Source organism: Micromonospora sp. NPDC048839, from assembly GCF_040649915.1.
GTDB lineage: Bacteria > Actinomycetota > Actinomycetes > Mycobacteriales > Micromonosporaceae > Micromonospora.
Window position 1 is genome coordinate 571,308 of sequence record NZ_JBEZGL010000003.1, and the last position, 17,201, is coordinate 588,508.

Genomic DNA, 17,201 nt, shown 5'->3' on the forward strand with positions numbered 1-17,201 from the left:
ACGACCGCTGATCATCGACGGGGACGACCGTCGGCGCTCTAGTGCGCTACGGTCACTGGCGACCGCCGGGAGGCACACGGTGACCGAGCTGGACGAGTCCACTCCGCCCTATCTGCGCATCGTCGGAGAGTTACGGCGGCGTATCACCGCTGGCGAGTTGAGCCCCGGTGACCGGGTGCCGTCGACCCGCCAGATCGTCCGGGAGTGGGGGGTCGCCATGGCGACCGCCAGCCGGGCGCTCACATTGCTCCGTCAGGAGGAACTGGTCCGGGCGGTGCCCGGCGTCGGCATGGTGGTGACCGGCCCCGAGTCGACGCCGGCTGGCCGGGGCGCGCGGGCCGACGCACGTCAGCGTCCGGCCCGAGGGGTGACCCGCGACCAGGTGGTACGCACCGCTACCGAGATCGCCGACGCCGAGGGGTTGGCCGGGCTGAGCATGCGGCGGATCGCCACCGAGCTGGACGTGCCGACCATGTCGCTGTATCGGCAGGTGCGGGGCAAGGAGCAGCTTCTGCTGCTGATGGCGGACGCCGCGTTCGCCGCCCACCGTCTGCCCCGGGCGCTCCCGGCCGGGTGGCGGCCCCAGTTGGAGGTGCTCTGCCGGCTCCAGTGGTCGATCTACCGCCGGCATCCCTGGCTGGCCCAGGTGATCTCGGTGACCCGTCCGCTGATGGCGCCGCACGCCGTCGCGCACACCGAGTGGGCTCTGCGCGCCCTCGCCGGACTCGGCCTGGACCAGTACACCCAGCTCCATCTGGTGGCCACTCTGGCCAATCACGTACGCGGCACGGCGGTGAACCTGCAACAGGGGGCGGAGGCGCAACAGGACACCGGTCTGACCGACGACGAGTGGATGGTGACGCAGGCCGAGGTGTTTGCCGGGCTGCTCACCGCCGGCGAGTTTCCACACCTGGCGCGGCTGTCCCGTTCGGAGATCGACCTCACCGCCGACAGCCTCTTCGAGTTCGGTCTGCAGCGCCTGCTCGACGGGATGGCGGAGCTCCTCGAACACTGACGGATTTAGTCCATTTTGTAGAAGTTAATGCCAATATGGGGCGCTGGGCTTTTAACCGTCGACTGTCCTGAGGAAACATGGCGACCTGCGGCAACACGGACGCGTCCCGCAAGATCACCGGGATGTCCCGAGTGGCTACTGCCCTGACCCTGGTCAGTGCGATCACTCTCCTGGCCGTGCTGGCCGTCCCACGCAGCGCGAGCGCCGCTGAGCCGCCGGTGCCGCTGGGCGCCGCCGCCACCTTCGCGGTCCTCGCCGGCACCACGATCACCAGCACCGGGCTCAGCGAGGTCAACGGTGACATCGGGGTGAGCCCGGGTACCGCGGTCACCGGTTTCCCGCCCGGCCAGCTGAACGGGTCCCTGCACGCCAATGACGCAGTCGCCGTGGCAGGTCAGAGTGATCTGGCCATCGCGTACAACGACGCCGTCTCGCGAACGACCACCGACGTCGTCTCGGATCAGCTCGGTGGGACCACCAAGACCACCGGGGTGTACGAATCGGTGGCGGGCACCTTCGACATCACCGGTGACCTGACCCTCGACGCGGAGGGTGACCCGAACGCGGTCTTCATCTTCAAGACCACCACCACGCTCATCACGGGCGCGTCGAGCATGGTGAACCTGGCCAACGGCGCCCAGGCGTGCAACGTCTTCTGGCAGGTCGGTAGCTCTGCCACGCTCGGCGCCAACTCCATACTTCGCGGCAACCTGCTGGCCTTCACCTCGATCACCGTGGGCGCGGCGCTCGAGGTGGACGGCCGAACCCTGGCGATCAACGGCGCGGTCACCATGGACACCGCCACGATCACCCGCTCGACCTGTGCGGTAGCCGGGGATCTGTCGATCAGCGCACCGACGACAGCCGATCTGGGCAGCGCCAGCCTCGGCGGAGTCGTGTCGGGGAACCTGGGCCCGGTCACGGTGACGGACGAGCGCCTGCTGTCCGCGCCGACCTGGACCGCGACCGTCGTCGCGACTGACTTCGTCACCGGCGGCATCCCGGTCCACACGATTTCCAACGCCAACGTCTCCTACTGGTCGGGGCCCGCCACCTCGACCAGCGGTATCGGCACCTTCACCTCGGGCCAGCCCACCGCCGGCGACGCGGAGATCATCAATGTCGAACGGACCGCGTTCACCCTGACCAACGGCATCGGCAACAACGCGGCGACCTGGGACCCCGTCGTCTCGGTCCAGATCCCGCTGACCGCCGTCGCGGGCGCCTACTCCGGAACCGTCACCTTCTCAGTCGCCTGAACGGCTGCCCGGACGGCGCGTGCCCGACCAGTTCGTGGCCCAGTCCGCAGCGGCGGCAGGCTCCACGTCGGCGCAGGTGGTAGGCGATGGTGGCGACGCCGAGCCCGACCCCCCACGCGATCCAGAAGAGGCTCGGGACGTGCACGGCCCAGGTGCCGCGGGCTTCGGGCGTCCAGAGGAACATCAGTCCAGCCGGGATGATCGTGACCGCAACGATCGACGCTGGGATGACGGCGAGGGCACCCCACCCACCACTGACGCCACCGCGCAGCCCGACCGCGAGCATCCCTGGCGTGCCCCCCCACCGCCGCGACCGCCGCCAATGTCATTGCACGCAAACCCGATCCGAACATGTCGCCCCTGCCTGACCATCCGCCGGTGACGCCTTCCAGCATCACCAGACGCCGGTGCGGCCGAATCCCTCAGGCGAGCCAGTCACGTCCCCCCCAGCAAGGGAGCGGGCGCGGGTGGTCGGCGCTCGATAGATTGCCTTCCATGGCATCATTGAACGAGCTCGACGGGTGGGATTGGCTGTCGCCGGAGTTGCGCGAACGGCTGGCCAGCGTCGACCTGCCAGAGTTGCTGCGGCTCGACGAATACGACCTCTTCCTCCTCGGCCCGGATCTGACCCTTCGGGACGGAATGGTGCGGTTCGGATACTCCACGGATGCGCTGGCGGGCGAATTCTGTCTCGATCCGGGCACGGGCGCGGTACTGATCATCGACGAAATCCCGTCACGGACGTTCGTGAACTCGTCGCTTGACCTGTACGCCCGCTCGCTACGCCTGGTCGCCGGCCTTGCGCCCGCGATCGTCGGTGGCGACCCGGATCGCTGGGAAGACGCCAAGGAAGAGATGCGGCGGGTCATTGAGGAGTGGGATGCACCGGCGATGATCGGGGACAACTACTGGGACTTCGTCTCATGGGAGATCGCCGGCGGCAACTACGCCGACCAGTCTGGCCTTTGAACTGGGGCAACCTACCGAAAACGCCCGGCTGATCCTCGCGGACCAACCGGGCGTTCCTGCATTTCAGAGCGGTGACGGAGGGATTTGAACCCTCGGAGGGCGTTAACCCTCACACGCTTTCGAGGTCTGCGATCACGCATCCGCCGTGGTCCGGTAGTGGCCGCGAGCAGGCGTGATGCTCCCGACGACTGGCGGCATACACCCGCGTACCACGACGAACGAGACCGCAACTGAGACCGGCCCTGCCACGCCGGCGCCTCGCCGCCCCGTAGACGTCCGCCCCTTGCCTTATCGTGCCGCCATGGCTTCCAAACGGGCCTACGGCGAAATCCCTGGCCACCCACCTGGCTCAACCTTCAAGAACCGGGATGAGCTCGCCGATTCCGGAGTACACCGGCCGAACCAGGCCGGCATCTGCGGAGGCAAGGACGGCGCGGAGTCAATCATGGTCTCGGGCGGCTACGTCGACGACGAGGAGTACGGCACGGAAATCGTTTACACAGGCCAGGGTGGCAATGACCCAGCCACCAAGCGACAGATCGCAGACCAACAGCTAATCCGCGGCGACCTCGGACTCGCGCGAAGCCAGATCGACGCCGTAGACCCCCCGCACGCTTTCCAAGTCTGTCCTCATGTTCGCCAGATTTCGTAGCCGTACCACGCAGCGACTATGCCAGCTCTTCGCCCTCAGTTCCGAGGAGAACCTCGTCAGCCGTCGCCATCATGGCGTCGCCTACGCCAAGGATGGTCGTAAAAAGGGTGGTGCTGACTGCCGACCACGGCAGGCGCCGATCGCGGCGATACACCTTAACCTCCCATTTCTGCGTCAGCGCATACTCCACTGACCGTTCGATGCGCCCGATAGTGCTGTTCGCCGCCTGTTTGCGGGTAACGCCGCCGCGCTGGAAATAGGCAGCGCTATCCTTTGTGGCTCTCCAAATGAAGTTGTAGACCGCACCGAGCGCGAAAGATTCAAGGGCGGTCGAGAGAACATCTCGCGTACGCTCGCCCGGGGAGAACTCGAACTTATACTCCTCCATGCACAACTCCAGGTAGGCAGTAGCCTCCTCTAGCATCACGCGCTCCCACTCGTCTGCCCAGCTCATGTACCAGGAGTCGGACCAGGGGCGGGCCAACGCGCTCTTGATGCCTTTGACGAGTGCGGAATTGATGGCTCCGCTTACGCCGCCGCCGGGCGCAGTCCACCGGACGCGGTCGACGTACAGCCCGGGCTGCTCGTCACCCTCGTCCTGCACTATCCAGCCAAAGGCTTTCGGCGGTGTGGACGGGTGGACGACGATTTTGCCGGAGTTCCAGAGCTCGGTCAACCTGTCACGCCCATCTTGAGAGCGAGCAGAGAACGTACTCCCAACCCAGGAATTTAGTGGTATAGAGCAGGTGTAGTTCTCGTCGATAGGATTCCGGAAGAGCGCCAGGAGGGTAACCGCCTCACGGAGGGTGAGTTCTGTGATCTTTATGGAATCCTGATCGCGATACCCGTAACGGGCAGCAATTTCGGCAACGAGTCGCTGCTGACGTTCCTCTGCGGCGATTTTCGCCGCTTTTTCATTCTCTAGCCGGCAGTCCCTGCATACCAGATGGGTGGCCGCAGCTAGCCGTCTGTTCTGATCGAATTCGCTTCGGTTGGCGACGATCATCCCGAGTCCGCAGTCATCGCATACGATGTCAGGATCGCGTGCTACAACGGTGTTCCGAAGTTTATGGGTGAGGGCTATCTGTGTGATCTTGGCCTCGGCCGCCACTGCCTTTACAGTGTACTTCCAGGTATCGTCGCCGTTAACTGCCCAATAGTTATGGGCGATCTCGATGTCTGCGGGATCATCACTAATGACTCCCAGTTCAACGGCAACGTCGGTCTCGTCGGCGGTCACCAGGACACAATACGAGAAGGATCCTCAGGGAGGAAGACAGTGTCTCGCGAAGCCACGAAGGCCGGTTCGCCGCCAAGCGGTGCAACAGGGATCTCAGCTCGGGTTATGACCTGCGCGGGACCGAGGATGCGTCGAGCAACCAAGAGTCCGGCCTCATGAGCCTCGGAGCCGCCATGGCCCGGTGACGCATGAGCGATCAACCAAGGCGTAGGTTGTGTTCGAAGGCATCAACCGCCCCTTCAAAATGCAGCTCCGGTTACAATGTGCTCACGCCTCCGGCCAGTGAACGCCCGGCGGGAACTGACCATCTTGCCCTCGGCTGAGCCTCGGCGGCACAAGTATATTTGCATTAATGAAGGATAGATCTCCACCGGAGAACTCGGTCGAATCAAAAGAGACCTCTCCACCAGCGAAACTTGCTCCGTCAAAATAGACGCCGCCGTCAAATAGCTGCGCTCTATCAAAGTAGATGGCCCCGCCTGGAATCTCACTCATGGCAAAGTTGATGTCGGCACCTGAAAGCTTCACGCCGCTGAAGGAGACTTTCCCGCCGGTAAACTTCGCCCTACGGAATGACATGGTTCCCGAGCAAAAACTTGAGTTACTGAACCATACAGAACCGCCGGAGAACTTGGACAGGGCGAAATTGACTAAGCCACCCATCAGTTTAATCCCATTGAAGAGCGCAACGCCGGACGCAAATTCCGCGCGTTGGAAGCTCACCTCACCGCTAGAGAATTCCGCGTTGTTGAAATGCACTAAACCACAGAATTTTGCGCCGTCGAACCTTGCATGTCCGCCAGAAAATCTCGCATCAGCGAAACTACCACCGTCAAAGACCGCTCCAGTGAAGTCGAAGTCGTGGCCGGACCATGAAATTCCCCCTGCGTCGGCGACGCGCAAGTGCCCGCCGATAAGTCGGATCACAGTATGGCGCACCTCCCGCTCCTCACGCGCGATCCGCGCCGCCTCTTCGCTGTCCGCCGACTCCGGCGGCGTATATGGCATGCGCAGGTAGGCACATAGAACATCGATGCATGTCTGCCGGCCGTCTCTCCAATCATCCCCAAGACCCGCCATGGCGTAGACACCAGCTAAGCGCACCGCCGCCTTTTCCGACCCAAGCTGCTCGGATCCCTTTGCAAATCGCTCGTTGAAGAGGCGGATGCCGTTTCGGTCGCTCTCTACCTTCGCCCGTTCGTCGGCCGCCTCCGCTAGGGCATTGGTCATCTCCGCGCGCAAGTCAGCGGCGTGTGCGAGCTGGTGCGCGAACTCCGCCAGAGCGTTTGTGTGCTCTGCAACGCGCTGCCGGCGATAGGCCACCACCAACGCCGCAACGCCACCAATGCCTGCAACAACGGCAAAGACGAGCTTCAGTAGGTCGAACAGCGTGGCTGGCGTGACAATGGCATCTCGCTTGACGCTAGGCCAACCCGCGAACCAGAGCGCGGCGGCCACCATGGCCGTGACGACCAGCAATGCAGCCATCACAGCAAGAGTGATTGAGCGCCGGATGCTCCAGAGCCGTAGCGCGGGTACGGGGCTCTCGGCGGGAGGGCGGTAGCCGACGGCGACACTAGCACCGGGCTGGGACGATGGCTCTACTGCAGGCAAATCCACAGCCCCACTCCTAGCGCATCCCGTCCACCTCGGCACCGATCAAGACCCGCGCGAGATCTCCCATGCTCGTGATCACTACGTCCGCCCCGGCGGTTCAGAACGCCTGCACCTTGGGCGGCCGGTCCGTGTAACCAATCACCCGCACACCAGCGGCCGAGGCTCCCTCAAGGTCGGACAATGAGTCACCGACAAGGACGCAGCGGTCTGGCGTCTCACCGAGGGCATGTACGGCTTGCAGGATGGGTTCAGGCCAGCGCAACAGCGCGCGTTGGGCCTTCGCGCTCGCCCTCGGCTTGCGCCAGGGCAAAGCACTTGGCCTGCGCTGGACGGATGTCGACCTGGACGCCGGGACGCTGACCGTTCGGCGCGGCCGGCAACGGCCGAGGTGGAAACACGGGTGCCAGTCGCCGTGCGGTAGGAAGCACGGCGGACACTGCACTGACCGTCGCCAGGTGCGGGCCGACACCGCGGAGACCAAGTCGCTGGCCGGCCGGCGCAGCATCGGGCTAACCGACGAGTTGGTGTCGCTGCTACGCACGCACCGGGGCGAGCAGGATCAGGAGCGCGTGACCGGTGCCCAACTCTGGGAGGGAGGCGACTGGCTGTTCGCCACGCCGACCGGCGGACCGGTCAATCCGCAGACTGACTACGACGAGTGGAAGCGGCTGCTGCGGCTCGCCGGGCTACGGGACGCTCGGTTGCATGAAGCCCGGCACACCGCCGCAACGGGGCTGCTCATTCTCGGCGTGGCCGAGCGGGCGGTGATGGGCATCATGGGGCGGTCCAACTCGGCCATGGCGGCCCGGCACTAGCACCTCACGGCACAGGTCCGTCGCGACATCGCTCAACAGGTCGCGGACTTTCTGGGGTACTCACGACCGCCAGAACATGGTGGTGGACGACAACGGCACCGGTGGGGCGTCCCAGACGCTGGCCTCACCAGCGGGCGAGCCGTCTTCGTCGACAGGCGCCACGCCGGGACGTCACCCGAAAGGGTGAACTTTACCCTCGTCGCTGTCTGTGATACCAGGAGGTCGCGAGGGGTCATCCACAACCCATCCACACGATATCCACAGGGCAGCTTGATCATGGCGATCGAGGTTGATCGACGCATTTATGACCTTGAGCTGCCCGTTCACTCCACTGGAACATGCGTTCGAAGAACCCTCGCGCCCGTTACCGGCCGCGCTCCACAGGGCATCGACACCGCTATCCACAAGATGTGCCCATTGTCGGTCCATCTGGCCACTACATATGCGGGTCCGCACCTCACTGGATCTCCTTGCTCCCAGCCAGGACGTCGAGTAGCGTGACCGCAGCATGACAGCACGAAAACCCAGCAAGGTGCCGGGTTTCCGGGCACCCCACCGGGTCATCGTTTCTACGTGGCAGTAGACCGGCGACGTTAGCATCGGATGAAGCCTTTCGCGAGACTTCAGCGGAGTGAGATCCTCCGCAGGGGCGTCCGGCGTGCTCGATCAACAAGGAGCGCACGTTGGCAAGCAAGGCAGCAAAGCCGTCTGGAGCGGGCAGTAAGCCCGCCGCTCGTCCGGCTCCCAAGCCGGTCGTTGTGAACCCTGGCACGCCCGCCCCGAAGAGCGGCCAGTACAAGCCCACCAAGGGCGGTCCCGAGGTGACTGTTCCGAAGGGGCACCGGATCCCGCCAACCCCGAACGGCGGCCCATCCAAGTTGGTCGACCCCACCAAGAACAAGTCCGGCAAGTGATCTACCTGGCCTAGCTGAGGCTCGGCCAAGCAGTACGGTGCCCGCCCAGTCCCCTGGGCGGGCACCGCTTGTTTCGCGGACCTTGTGCACCGCGTTCGCCCTGTCTGCTGCCTCCGGCCAGAGCGATTCAGAGGCGCACGAACCGACCGGGCTGACGCGGATCCATTCATTCGGCAGCGACGTGCGTAGAGGCTCGGCAAGTGACAACCGAGACCACAATTAAGACCGGAAGCAGAAACGCCCGGCCGATCCTCGCGGATCAACCGGGCGTTTCGGCATTTCAGAGCGGTGGCGGAGGGATTTGAACCCTCGGAGGGCGTTAACCCTCACACGCTTTCGAGGCGTGCTCCTTAGGCCGCTCGGACACGCCACCGCCGACGAGGGTACAGGACCGCCGGTTCGGACGCCGAACCGGTATCGCCCGCGCCGGCCTGGCAGGATCTTTGCCATGAGTACGCACATCGGCGCGAAGCCGGGCGAGATCGCCGAGCGGGTCCTGATGCCGGGCGACCCCCTGCGGGCCAAGTGGATCGCGGAGACCTACCTCGAGGGCGCTACCTGCTACTCGACGGTCCGGGGCATGCTGGGCTTCACCGGCCGCTGGAACGGCGTCGAGGTTTCCGTCCAGGGCTCCGGCATGGGCATGCCGTCGGCCTCCATCTACGCCCACGAGTTGATCAACGAGTACGGCGTGAAGACGCTGATCCGGGTCGGCTCCTGCGGCGCCCTCAGCACCGACCTCCAGTTGCGCGACGTGGTGGCCGCGATCGGGTCGTCCACCGACTCGAACATGAACCGGATGCGCTTCGACGGGTTGATCGACTACGCGCCGGTGGCCGACTTCGGGCTGCTGCGTACCTCGGTCGAGGTGGCCGAGCGGCGCGGCATCAGCATGCGCGTCGGGCCGATCCTGGCGGCGGACGCCTTCTACACGGACCGGCCGGACCTCTACGACACCCTCGCCGACTACGGCGTGCTGGCGGTGGAGATGGAGTCGGCGGCGCTCTACACGATCGCCGCCCGGTTCAAGGCCCGCGCGTTGACCGTGCTGACCGTCAGCGACCACATCAAGACCGGCGAGAAGACCACCTCGGAGGAGCGGGAGCAGACCTTCAGCCAGATGGTCGAGATCGCCCTCGACACGATCATCGCCTGACCCGTCGGGCGGATGTCACCGCGGAGAGCGCTATGACTGTGCTGCATAAATATGCCGCACAGTCATAGCGCTCTTCCGCATCCAGCCGGCCCGACCGACACCGCCGGCCGACCGGCCCGGCACGAACGCGCACGCCGGCCACCCTGGCCCGGCCCCCGCCACGCCAGCCCGACCGACACCGCCAGCTCAGCCCAGTACGCCGGTCACACGGCGGCCAGCGCCTCCGTCGGCGCGAGGCGGGCGGCCCGCACCGCCGGGTACAGGCCCGCGAAACCACCGATGACCAGGGTCGCGCCGACGCCGCCGAGCATCGCCCAGGCCGGCACCACCGTCGGCCAGTCCTGGGAGAACGCGTACCCCGAGGTGACCAGGATGCCCAGCAACACCCCGCCGATCCCGCCGAGTGCGGAGAGCAGCAGCGATTCGGCGAGGAACTGGGTCCGTACCTGACCACGGGTCGCGCCGAGCGAGCGGCGCAGGCCGATCTCGGCCCGCCGTTCCAGCACCGAGATCACCATGGTGTTCGCCACGCCGACCCCGCCGACCAGCAGGGCGACGGCGCCCAGGCCCAGCAGCAGCCCGGTGAACGCGTCGTCGGTCGCCTCGGCGGCGGCGAGCGCGTCGGAGGGACGGGACACCTCGACCTCGTTCGGCGCCCCCGGGTTGGCGGTCGCTCCGAGCACCGAGCGGACCGCCTCGACCTGTGACTCCTGCGCCCGGGTGTAGATGGTGGTGGGGTGCCCGTCGAAGCCCAGGTAGTCGGTCGCCGCCGGCCAGCCGATCAACGCCGCGGTGTCCAGCTCCGGAGCCAGTGGCGCGGCGGCGAGGATGCCGACCACGGTGAACGTCCGCCCACCCAGCCACACCTGCACCTGCGGGTCGGCCGCGATGATCCCGAGCCGTTGCGCCGCGGTCGCGCCGAGCACCACCGCCGGGTAGTGGGCGGTCGCCTCGTTGAGCCACGTACCGCTGGTCAGCTCGGCCCCGACGGTGCCGAGCAGGTCCAGCCGGGCGGCCCGGGTGGCGATGCCACCGGTCTCCGCGGCCGGGATCCGATCCGAACGGTAGACCTTGGCGTCGGCGACCTGCCCGGTCGCCGACACCTCGGTCACCGGGCCGATCCGCCCGATCATGGCGACCGACTCGTCGGGTAGTTGGGCGTCCGCCCCGAACAGGGTGTTGCCCGGCTCGACGGTGAGCAGGTTGGTGCCGAGCGCGTCGAGCGCGCGGTCCAGCTCCGCCCGGGACGACGACGAGATCCCGACGACCGCGATCATCGCGGCGATACCGATGGCGATGCCCAGCGCGGAGAGGAACGCCCGGAGCGGACGGGTCCGCAGGCCCACCCCGCCGACCCGCAGGATGTCCGCCGGTCCCAGCCGAGCCGGGGTCAACGTCGCCATCAGCCGACCCCGCCCGGCACAGCGGCCGAGTCGTGCCGCACCGCGCCGTCGCGCATCCGCACCTGCCGGGGCAGCCCCTCCGCGATCTCCCGGTCGTGAGTGATCACCACGACGGTGGTGCCGGACCGGTGCAGCTCGTGCAGCAACTCCAGCACCCCGGCACCGGACGCGGAGTCCAGGTTGCCGGTCGGCTCGTCGGCGAGCAGCACCGTCGGCTCGCCGACCACCGCCCGCGCCACGGCCACCCGCTGCCGTTCCCCGCCGGACAGCTCGTGCGGCCGGTGCCCGAGCCGGTGGCCCAGGCCAACCCGGACCAACGCGGCCTGCGCGCGTTCGCGCCGCCGCCGCAGGGGTACGCCGGAGTAGAGCAGCCCGTCGGCCACGTTGTCCACGATCGGGACGCCCGGGGCCAGGTGGAACTGCTGGAAGACGAAGCCGATCCGGGTGGCCCGCAGAGCGGACAGCTCCCGGTCGGTCAGCTTCGCCGCGTCGTGCCCGTCGATGAACACGCTGCCCGACGACGGCCGGTCCAGGGTGCCGATCAGGTGCAGCATCGTCGACTTGCCCGACCCGGACGGTCCGACGATCGCCACCAGCTCCCCGTGGCCGATCCGCAACGACACGTCGTCCAGGGCGACAACGTCGCCGGCGTACCGTTTGCTGACCCGGTCGAGCACGATCACCTCGCCGGTCATCTCGGCACCACCACCGTCGTGCCCTCGGTGAGGTCCGCGCCGGTGACCTCCACCCGCCCGTCGGCGAACAGGCCCGTGGTCACGGCGACGATCCGGCTCGCCTCCCCCTCGGCGACCTGGACGCCGTACCCGCCCTCGGCGAGCGCGAGGAGCGCCGACACCGGCACGGTGAGGACGTCCGGGCGCTCCGCGGCGGTGAACACGACGTCGGCGCTGGCCTGGTCGAAGCCGGCCAGGGCCTTCGGGTCGGCGACCGCGACGGTCACCTCGATCTTCGTCTCGGCATCGCCGGACTGCCCGTTCTCTCCGGCAGCGCCGGCCTGGATGACGGTCTCGATCGTGCTGACCGTGCCCGCCACCGTCCGGGCGTCCGGCAGCCGCACGGTGACCTTCGCGTCGCGCTTGGCCAGCCGCTGGTCGTCCACGTCCAACTCGACGGTGACCAGGCGGCTGGTACCGGTGTAGGCGAGCACCGCCTGACCGGGTTGCGTGAGATCACCGACGTCCGCCTGGTGGCTCTCCACCCGGACCTCCCGGTCGGCGTACACGATCCGGCCCGCCTCGACCCGGCCGGTCTCGGGTAGGCCGAGGTCTTCCTGCCAGTCCCGGACGGCGTCGGCGGTGGCGCCGGTGTACTCGTCGTCGACGGTGAAGCCGGCGTATCCCAACGCCTTGAGGTTCCGCTCGAACTGCGCGACGTCGGCACCCTCCAGCCCGGGGGCGAGGGTCCGGTACGCGGGCAACCCGCCGTAGAGGAGCACCACCTTCTCGTTGTCGACCGAATAGAGCGCCCGGCCCCGCTGCACCGTCGACCCGGTCGGTGGCAACGCGGTGACGGTGCCACTGAGCTTCGCCGTGGCGGTACGCGTCGCCCCGTACCCCAACTCGCCCTCGGCGGTCTCCGAGTCGGCGAGGGTCTGCCGGGTGACCGCCGCGGTTGCCGGTGGTGGGCTGCCGGCCTCGGCACGGTCTCCGCCGCCGCCGAAGCCCACCGCGGCGCTCACCCCCACGGCGGCGACCAGCAGGGCGACGCCGCCGATGACGGCGGCTCGCAGCCGCCTGCGTCGGGAAACGCCGGTCACCGGCCGCCCCCGAACTGTGGTGCGTTCTGCCGGCACTTCTCCATCGCGGCCTTCATGGCCGGGTCGCTGATGTCGATCGCGTTGTCGCCCTGCCCGATCCGGACCCTCCCGTCGGCGTCCGGGTCCGGGAAGTCCGGCACCCCGTTCTCCCTCATGCACTTGGCGAGCGCGCGCATCTGCTCGGCCTGCTCGGGGTTGAGCTGCGGTCCCTGCCCACCGTTGGGCAGTTTGTCCTGGCACTTCTCCATGGCCGCCTGGACCTTCTGCCGATCCACGTCCGCGCCGAACCGGAAGCCGGGACGACCGCCCGCCTCCGGGTCGGGCATGTCCACCCCGTTCTCCCGCATGCACCTGGCGAAGGCGAGCTGTTTGTCCGAATCGCTGACCGGTGCGCCGCTCGCCGTGGCGCTCGTCGTCGCCCCACCGGCGGTCGCCACCCCGCCGCCGTCGTCGCCTCCCGCGCCGCACCCAGCCAATACCAGGGCGAGCAGGACGGGTATCGCGAGCATCTGTCGCCGCATGGTGTCCACCTCCGCTGTGGGTCCGACGCGACTCGTCGGACGTCGGCACCCAGTGCACGGCAGCGGGCGTATCCCCGGCGTTACCGTCAGCGGTTATGCCGCCGTTACCGCACCCCGAGGACCATGGAGGGGTGAGAGTTCTGGTGGTCGAGGACGAGACCGTGCTGGCGGACGCCATCGCGGAGTGGCTGCGTCGGGAGTCGTTCGCGGTCGACGTGGCGTACGACGGTGACGCCGCGCTGGAGCGGCTCGGCGTCAACGAGTACGCCGTGGTGGTCCTGGACCGGGACCTGCCGGTGGTGCACGGCGACGACGTGTGCCGGGCGATCGTGGACGCGGGCGGGGAGACAAGGGTCCTGATGCTGACCGCGGCGGCGGCGGTCCGGGAGCGGGTGGCGGGGTTGGCGCTCGGTGCCGACGACTACCTGACCAAGCCGTTCGCCCTTGTCGAGTTGTCGGCGCGGGTGCACGCGCTGACCCGGCGCGCTCGTCCGGCGGCCCCGCCGACGCTGCGTCGCGCCGGCATCCAGCTCGACCCGGCCCGCCACGAGGTACGCCGCGACGACCGGCACGTGGCGCTGTCCCGCAAGGAGTTCGCGGTGCTCGTCGAGTTGCTGCGCGCCGACGGCGCGGTGGTTTCCGCCGAGGATCTGCTGGAACGTGCCTGGGACGAGCACATCGACCCGTTCACAAATGTCGTTCGGGTCACCGTGATGAAGCTGCGCCGCAAGCTCGGCGACCCGCCGGTGATCGAGACGGTGCCCGGAGCGGGGTATCAGATCCGATGAAGCGCCTGACCATCCGCGCCCGACTCACCCTGATCTACGGCGGGCTCTTCCTGCTGGCCGGTGTGGTCCTGCTGGCCGTCACGTACGTGCTCGTGGATCAGCGGATGCCCCAGCCGTTCGGGGTGAAACTGAGCGACCTGCCGAAGACCGCCCCCACGACGCCCAGCGGGCAGAACATCGACACTGTGCGCGCCCTGTTGCAGGAGGCGCAGGACGAGGCCAAGCGCAACGCCCTGGAGTCCCTGCTCACCCAGGGTGGCATCGCGTTGGTCGTGGTGTCGGCGGTGGCGATCGCCTTCGGCTGGCTACTCGCCGGCCGGGCGTTGCAGCCGCTGCACCAGGTCACCGACACGGCCCGGCGAATCGCCGGCGCGGACACCGCCGGCCGGGGCCTGCACGAGCGGATCGCGCTCACCGGCCCCCGCGACGAGGTACGCGAACTCGCCGACACGTTCGACGAGATGCTGGAACGGTTGGACCGCTCCTTCGACGGGCAGCGCCGGTTCGTGGCGAACGCCTCGCACGAGCTGCGTACCCCACTGGCGCTCAACCGGGCACTGGTGGAGCTGGCAGTCAGCCGGCCGGAGGCGTCGGCGGAGACGAGTCGGCTGGGTGAGTCGTTGCTGGCGATCAACGAGCGGCACGAGCGGCTGATCGACGGCCTGCTGACCCTTGCCGACTCGGAGAACGAGCTGACCGACCGTACGCCGATCGACCTGGCCGAGGTCTGCGCGCACGTCATCGACCAGGCCGGGAAGCAGGCACCCGACGTCCCGATACGCCGGTCGCTGGCACCGGCCCCGGTCAGCGGCGACCCGGTGCTCGTGGAACGGCTCACCGTCAACCTGGTGGAGAACGCGGTGCGGCACAACCTGCCCGCCGACGGTTGGGTCGAGGTGCGGACCGGCCGGACCGACGGCCAGGCCACCCTGACGGTGACCAACACCGGTCCGGCGATCGCCGGCTACGACATCGAACCGATGTTCCAGCCGTTCCGCCGGCTGTCGCGGGAGCGGGTCGCCGGTGCGCGGGGCTTCGGGTTGGGGTTGTCCATCGTCCGCGCGGTGGCCCGCGCACACGGTGGCACCGTCGAGGCGCAGCCCCGCCCCGCGGGCGGCCTGATCGTCACGGTCACCCTGCCCGAGGCATGAGCCGGCGACCTCAGCGGAAGAAGGCGCGCAGGACGGCGGCGCTCTCGGTCTCCAGCACCCCGCCGTAGACCTCGGGCCGGTGGTTGAGCCGGCGGTCGCGGAGCACGTCCCAGAGCGATCCGGCCGCGCCGGTCTTGGGCTCCCACGCGCCGAAGACGACCGTGGAGACCCGGGCCAGCACCAGCGCCCCCGCGCACATGGTGCACGGTTCCAGGGTGACCACCAGGGTGCAGCCGTCCAGCCGCCACCGGCCGGCCCGCTCGGCACCCCGGCGCAGGGCCAGCACCTCGGCGTGGGCGGTGGGGTCGCCGGTCAACTCCCGTTCGTTGCGCCCGGTGGCCAACTCGGTCCCGTCCGGCCCGTAGAGCACCGCCCCCACCGGCACGTCGTCCACGTCGGTGGTGCCCGCCGTCGAGCCGGCGGTGCCGGTGACGGCGACCTCCAGGGCACGGCGCATCCACAGCTCGTGCCGCTGGCGACGGCCGACCGCACCCGGGTCGGCCAGGCCCTCGTGCGCACCCGGTCCGGCACGTCCCACCACACCGGGAGTCGGTTGCCCCGGCCGGATCGTCTCCAGTGCCGGGTCGGTGGCGTCCGCCGGCTCAGACCTCACGCAGCTCCTCGACCTCGTCGGCGCAGCCGAGCACCTGGCAGATCTCGGAGGTGACATCCGCCGGCAGCATCCCCTCGTGCGCGCACAGGGTCAGCAGCTTCTGCGCGGGGATGCCCAGGTTGGTCAGCAGATCGGCCTCACCCACCGGATCGGCCTCCGGATCGACGACGGGCTGCTCGCTCTCCTCGTCACCGGTGGTCGCCGGCCGTGGTTCCTCGTCGCCGTCGAGCCCGGTGACCGAGGTCTTCAGGTCACCGACCAGCAGCGCGCCCAGCGGAGACTCCTCGGCGTACGCGGAATCCGAACCGAACACCCGCAGGTCCTCGCCCTCGTCGAGACGCAGGATCACCAGGTACGCGTCATCGGCCTCGACGAAGAGCAGCGACACGTCGGCCTCCTGGTCGACGTCCCGCAGCCGCTCGGCGACCTCGTCGATGTCGGTGGCGCCACGCAGGCTGACCTCGGCGGCGGTCCAGCCACTGTCGTCGCGCACCACGGCCGCAGCGAAGTACGACACGGTCCCCCCAATAGCCCTCGACACAGCGTCGACTCGTTACGCGTGCACGTTAGCCGGTCGGGTCGGCAGGCGACTCGTCAACGCCCCGAGAGGTCGGTCATTCCTGACAAAGTCGGATCAGCCGGTTACTCGACGGCGGGTAGCGATGAGCTCGCGCAGACGCTCGGTGCGCTGCCGCTGGGGTCGGCTGCGCTGACGGACCGCGCGGGCGCCCGCCAACTCGGCAAGCAACTGCAGGCGGCGTCGACTGCGATCGGGGTCCTGTCGCGGGGTGGTCCAGGCCATGGTCCCGAGCGTGCCGAGTCTCGGCGGCTACGTCAAGACAGCGTTCGCTACGCAGCCAACCGGGCACACGGCGCAACCGTCCGCAGCCCACCGGATCACCACAGCGGCCAGTCACCGCTGGTGGCCCAGCGGACCGCCACCACGGCAGCGGCGATGCTCCAGCCACCCGCCGTGACGATGGCCACCCCGGTGGCGACCCCACGATCGCCGTAGCGGACCAGCACCAACGCGGTCAGCCACGCCAGCAGACCCGCCAGCACCGTCCACCACGCGTAGCTCGGCACATCGGTGCCGAGCAGGCCGAACAGCAGCAGCCAGGTGGCCGCCGCGCCACCGCCGGCGGCGACGCCACCGCCGGTGACCGGATGCGGCTCGCGGTAGGTGGGGCGGGACGGGGGACCGGCCGGGAAGAGCCCCGAGGGGATACGCGCCACCTGGTGCGCGGCACCAGGATCCGGGCCAGGATCGGGTCGGGCGATGGTCACCGTCGCTGCCCTCCCTCACGCGCG

18 protein-coding genes, 1 tRNA gene and 2 pseudogenes are annotated in these 17,201 nt (G+C 68.4%); 9 read left to right on the forward strand and 12 right to left on the reverse strand.

The genetic code is table 11. The features are described 5' to 3' along the window. Window positions 1–79 precede the first annotated feature (79 nt). Window positions 80–1,015, forward strand: coding sequence for a TetR/AcrR family transcriptional regulator C-terminal domain-containing protein (locus AB0C25_RS08740; protein WP_357370987.1), 936 nt, complete (start codon window positions 80–82; stop codon window positions 1,013–1,015). A 122-nt stretch (window positions 1,016–1,137) separates the two neighbouring features. Continuing rightward, window positions 1,138–2,274 (forward strand): ice-binding family protein, encoded by a 1,137-nt coding sequence (locus AB0C25_RS08745; RefSeq protein ID WP_357370989.1) that lies wholly within the window; start codon window positions 1,138–1,140, stop codon window positions 2,272–2,274. On the opposite strand, the gene AB0C25_RS08750 is transcribed toward AB0C25_RS08745, so the two are convergent. Continuing rightward, window positions 2,255–2,560, reverse strand: coding sequence for a hypothetical protein (locus tag AB0C25_RS08750; RefSeq protein WP_357370991.1), 306 nt, complete (start codon window positions 2,558–2,560; stop codon window positions 2,255–2,257). The genes AB0C25_RS08745 and AB0C25_RS08750 overlap by 20 nt on opposite strands. 209 nt (window positions 2,561–2,769) lie before the next feature. On the opposite strand from AB0C25_RS08750, the gene AB0C25_RS08755 reads away from it, so the two are divergent. Next, complete coding sequence (locus AB0C25_RS08755; protein ID WP_357370993.1) at window positions 2,770–3,243, forward strand: SUKH-4 family immunity protein; 474 nt, start codon at window positions 2,770–2,772, stop codon at window positions 3,241–3,243. Window positions 3,244–3,544: 301 nt separating this feature from the next. Then, entirely contained in the window at window positions 3,545–3,895 is a 351-nt protein-coding gene (locus AB0C25_RS08760; RefSeq protein ID WP_357370995.1) for a YDG/SRA domain-containing protein, read from the forward strand. Window positions 3,896–3,911: 16 nt separating this feature from the next. Here AB0C25_RS08760 and AB0C25_RS08765 read toward each other — a convergent pair whose 3' ends face one another. From AB0C25_RS08765 to AB0C25_RS08775, 3 genes and pseudogenes are all read right to left on the reverse strand, one after another. After that, window positions 3,912–5,135 carry a hypothetical protein gene (locus AB0C25_RS08765; RefSeq protein WP_357370997.1) on the reverse strand — a complete coding sequence of 408 codons (1,224 nt, stop codon included), beginning with the start codon at window positions 5,133–5,135 and terminating at the stop codon, window positions 3,912–3,914. Window positions 5,136–5,402: 267 nt separating this feature from the next. Next, window positions 5,403–6,623 carry a hypothetical protein gene (locus AB0C25_RS08770; RefSeq protein WP_357370999.1) on the reverse strand — a complete coding sequence of 407 codons (1,221 nt, stop codon included), beginning with the start codon at window positions 6,621–6,623 and terminating at the stop codon, window positions 5,403–5,405. A 142-nt stretch (window positions 6,624–6,765) separates the two neighbouring features. Beyond that, window positions 6,766–7,005, reverse strand: a pseudogene (locus tag AB0C25_RS08775) (HAD hydrolase-like protein); the annotation flags it as partial. A 1-nt stretch (window position 7,006) separates the two neighbouring features. On the opposite strand from AB0C25_RS08775, the pseudogene AB0C25_RS08780 reads away from it, so the two are divergent. Together AB0C25_RS08780 and AB0C25_RS08785 are read left to right on the forward strand one after the other, a co-directional pair. Next, window positions 7,007–7,564, forward strand: a pseudogene (locus AB0C25_RS08780) (tyrosine-type recombinase/integrase); the annotation flags it as partial. 761 nt (window positions 7,565–8,325) lie between these two features. Further along, a complete protein-coding gene (locus AB0C25_RS08785) occupies window positions 8,326–8,481 on the forward strand; it encodes a hypothetical protein (RefSeq protein WP_357371001.1) in 156 nt (51 codons plus the stop codon). A gap of 286 nt (window positions 8,482–8,767) precedes the next feature. On the opposite strand, the gene AB0C25_RS08790 is transcribed toward AB0C25_RS08785, so the two are convergent. Further along, window positions 8,768–8,854: transfer RNA gene (locus tag AB0C25_RS08790), tRNA-Ser, on the reverse strand. 75 nt (window positions 8,855–8,929) lie between these two features. Here AB0C25_RS08790 and deoD point away from each other — a divergent pair. Further along, complete coding sequence (gene deoD, locus AB0C25_RS08795) at window positions 8,930–9,637, forward strand: purine-nucleoside phosphorylase (RefSeq protein ID WP_357371003.1); 708 nt, start codon at window positions 8,930–8,932, stop codon at window positions 9,635–9,637. Window positions 9,638–9,840: 203 nt separating this feature from the next. Here deoD and AB0C25_RS08800 read toward each other — a convergent pair whose 3' ends face one another. From AB0C25_RS08800 to AB0C25_RS08815, 4 genes are read right to left on the reverse strand one after another with little or no spacing between them, the layout of a single operon-like run. Further along, complete coding sequence (locus AB0C25_RS08800) at window positions 9,841–11,040, reverse strand: ABC transporter permease (protein ID WP_357371004.1); 1,200 nt, start codon at window positions 11,038–11,040, stop codon at window positions 9,841–9,843. Continuing rightward, window positions 11,040–11,735: an ABC transporter ATP-binding protein gene (locus tag AB0C25_RS08805; protein ID WP_357371006.1), complete on the reverse strand. Its 696-nt coding sequence runs from the start codon at window positions 11,733–11,735 to the stop codon at window positions 11,040–11,042. The genes AB0C25_RS08800 and AB0C25_RS08805 overlap by 1 nt, the downstream gene beginning before the upstream one ends. After that, a complete protein-coding gene (locus AB0C25_RS08810; protein ID WP_357371008.1) occupies window positions 11,732–12,817 on the reverse strand; it encodes a peptidoglycan-binding domain-containing protein in 1,086 nt (361 codons plus the stop codon). The genes AB0C25_RS08805 and AB0C25_RS08810 overlap by 4 nt, the downstream gene beginning before the upstream one ends. After that, window positions 12,814–13,338: a hypothetical protein gene (locus tag AB0C25_RS08815; RefSeq protein WP_357371010.1), complete on the reverse strand. Its 525-nt coding sequence runs from the start codon at window positions 13,336–13,338 to the stop codon at window positions 12,814–12,816. The genes AB0C25_RS08810 and AB0C25_RS08815 overlap by 4 nt, the downstream gene beginning before the upstream one ends. Before the next feature lie 131 nt (window positions 13,339–13,469). Here AB0C25_RS08815 and AB0C25_RS08820 point away from each other — a divergent pair, with 131 nt between their 5' ends. Both AB0C25_RS08820 and AB0C25_RS08825 read left to right on the forward strand, forming a co-directional pair. Further along, window positions 13,470–14,126: a response regulator transcription factor gene (locus tag AB0C25_RS08820; RefSeq protein ID WP_357255565.1), complete on the forward strand. Its 657-nt coding sequence runs from the start codon at window positions 13,470–13,472 to the stop codon at window positions 14,124–14,126. Next, complete coding sequence (locus tag AB0C25_RS08825; RefSeq protein WP_357371012.1) at window positions 14,123–15,277, forward strand: HAMP domain-containing sensor histidine kinase; 1,155 nt, start codon at window positions 14,123–14,125, stop codon at window positions 15,275–15,277. The genes AB0C25_RS08820 and AB0C25_RS08825 overlap by 4 nt, the downstream gene beginning before the upstream one ends. 10 nt (window positions 15,278–15,287) lie before the next feature. Here the strand turns inward: AB0C25_RS08825 and AB0C25_RS08830 are convergent, their stop codons facing one another. The 3 genes from AB0C25_RS08830 to AB0C25_RS08840 form a co-directional block, all read right to left on the reverse strand. Next, window positions 15,288–15,734: a nucleoside deaminase gene (locus AB0C25_RS08830; RefSeq protein WP_357371084.1), complete on the reverse strand. Its 447-nt coding sequence runs from the start codon at window positions 15,732–15,734 to the stop codon at window positions 15,288–15,290. Between the two features lie 145 nt (window positions 15,735–15,879). Next, window positions 15,880–16,407 (reverse strand): tRNA adenosine deaminase-associated protein, encoded by a 528-nt coding sequence (locus tag AB0C25_RS08835; protein WP_357371014.1) that lies wholly within the window; start codon window positions 16,405–16,407, stop codon window positions 15,880–15,882. Between the two features lie 380 nt (window positions 16,408–16,787). Beyond that, entirely contained in the window at window positions 16,788–17,171 is a 384-nt protein-coding gene (locus tag AB0C25_RS08840; protein WP_357371086.1) for a hypothetical protein, read from the reverse strand. Window positions 17,172–17,201 lie beyond the last annotated feature (30 nt).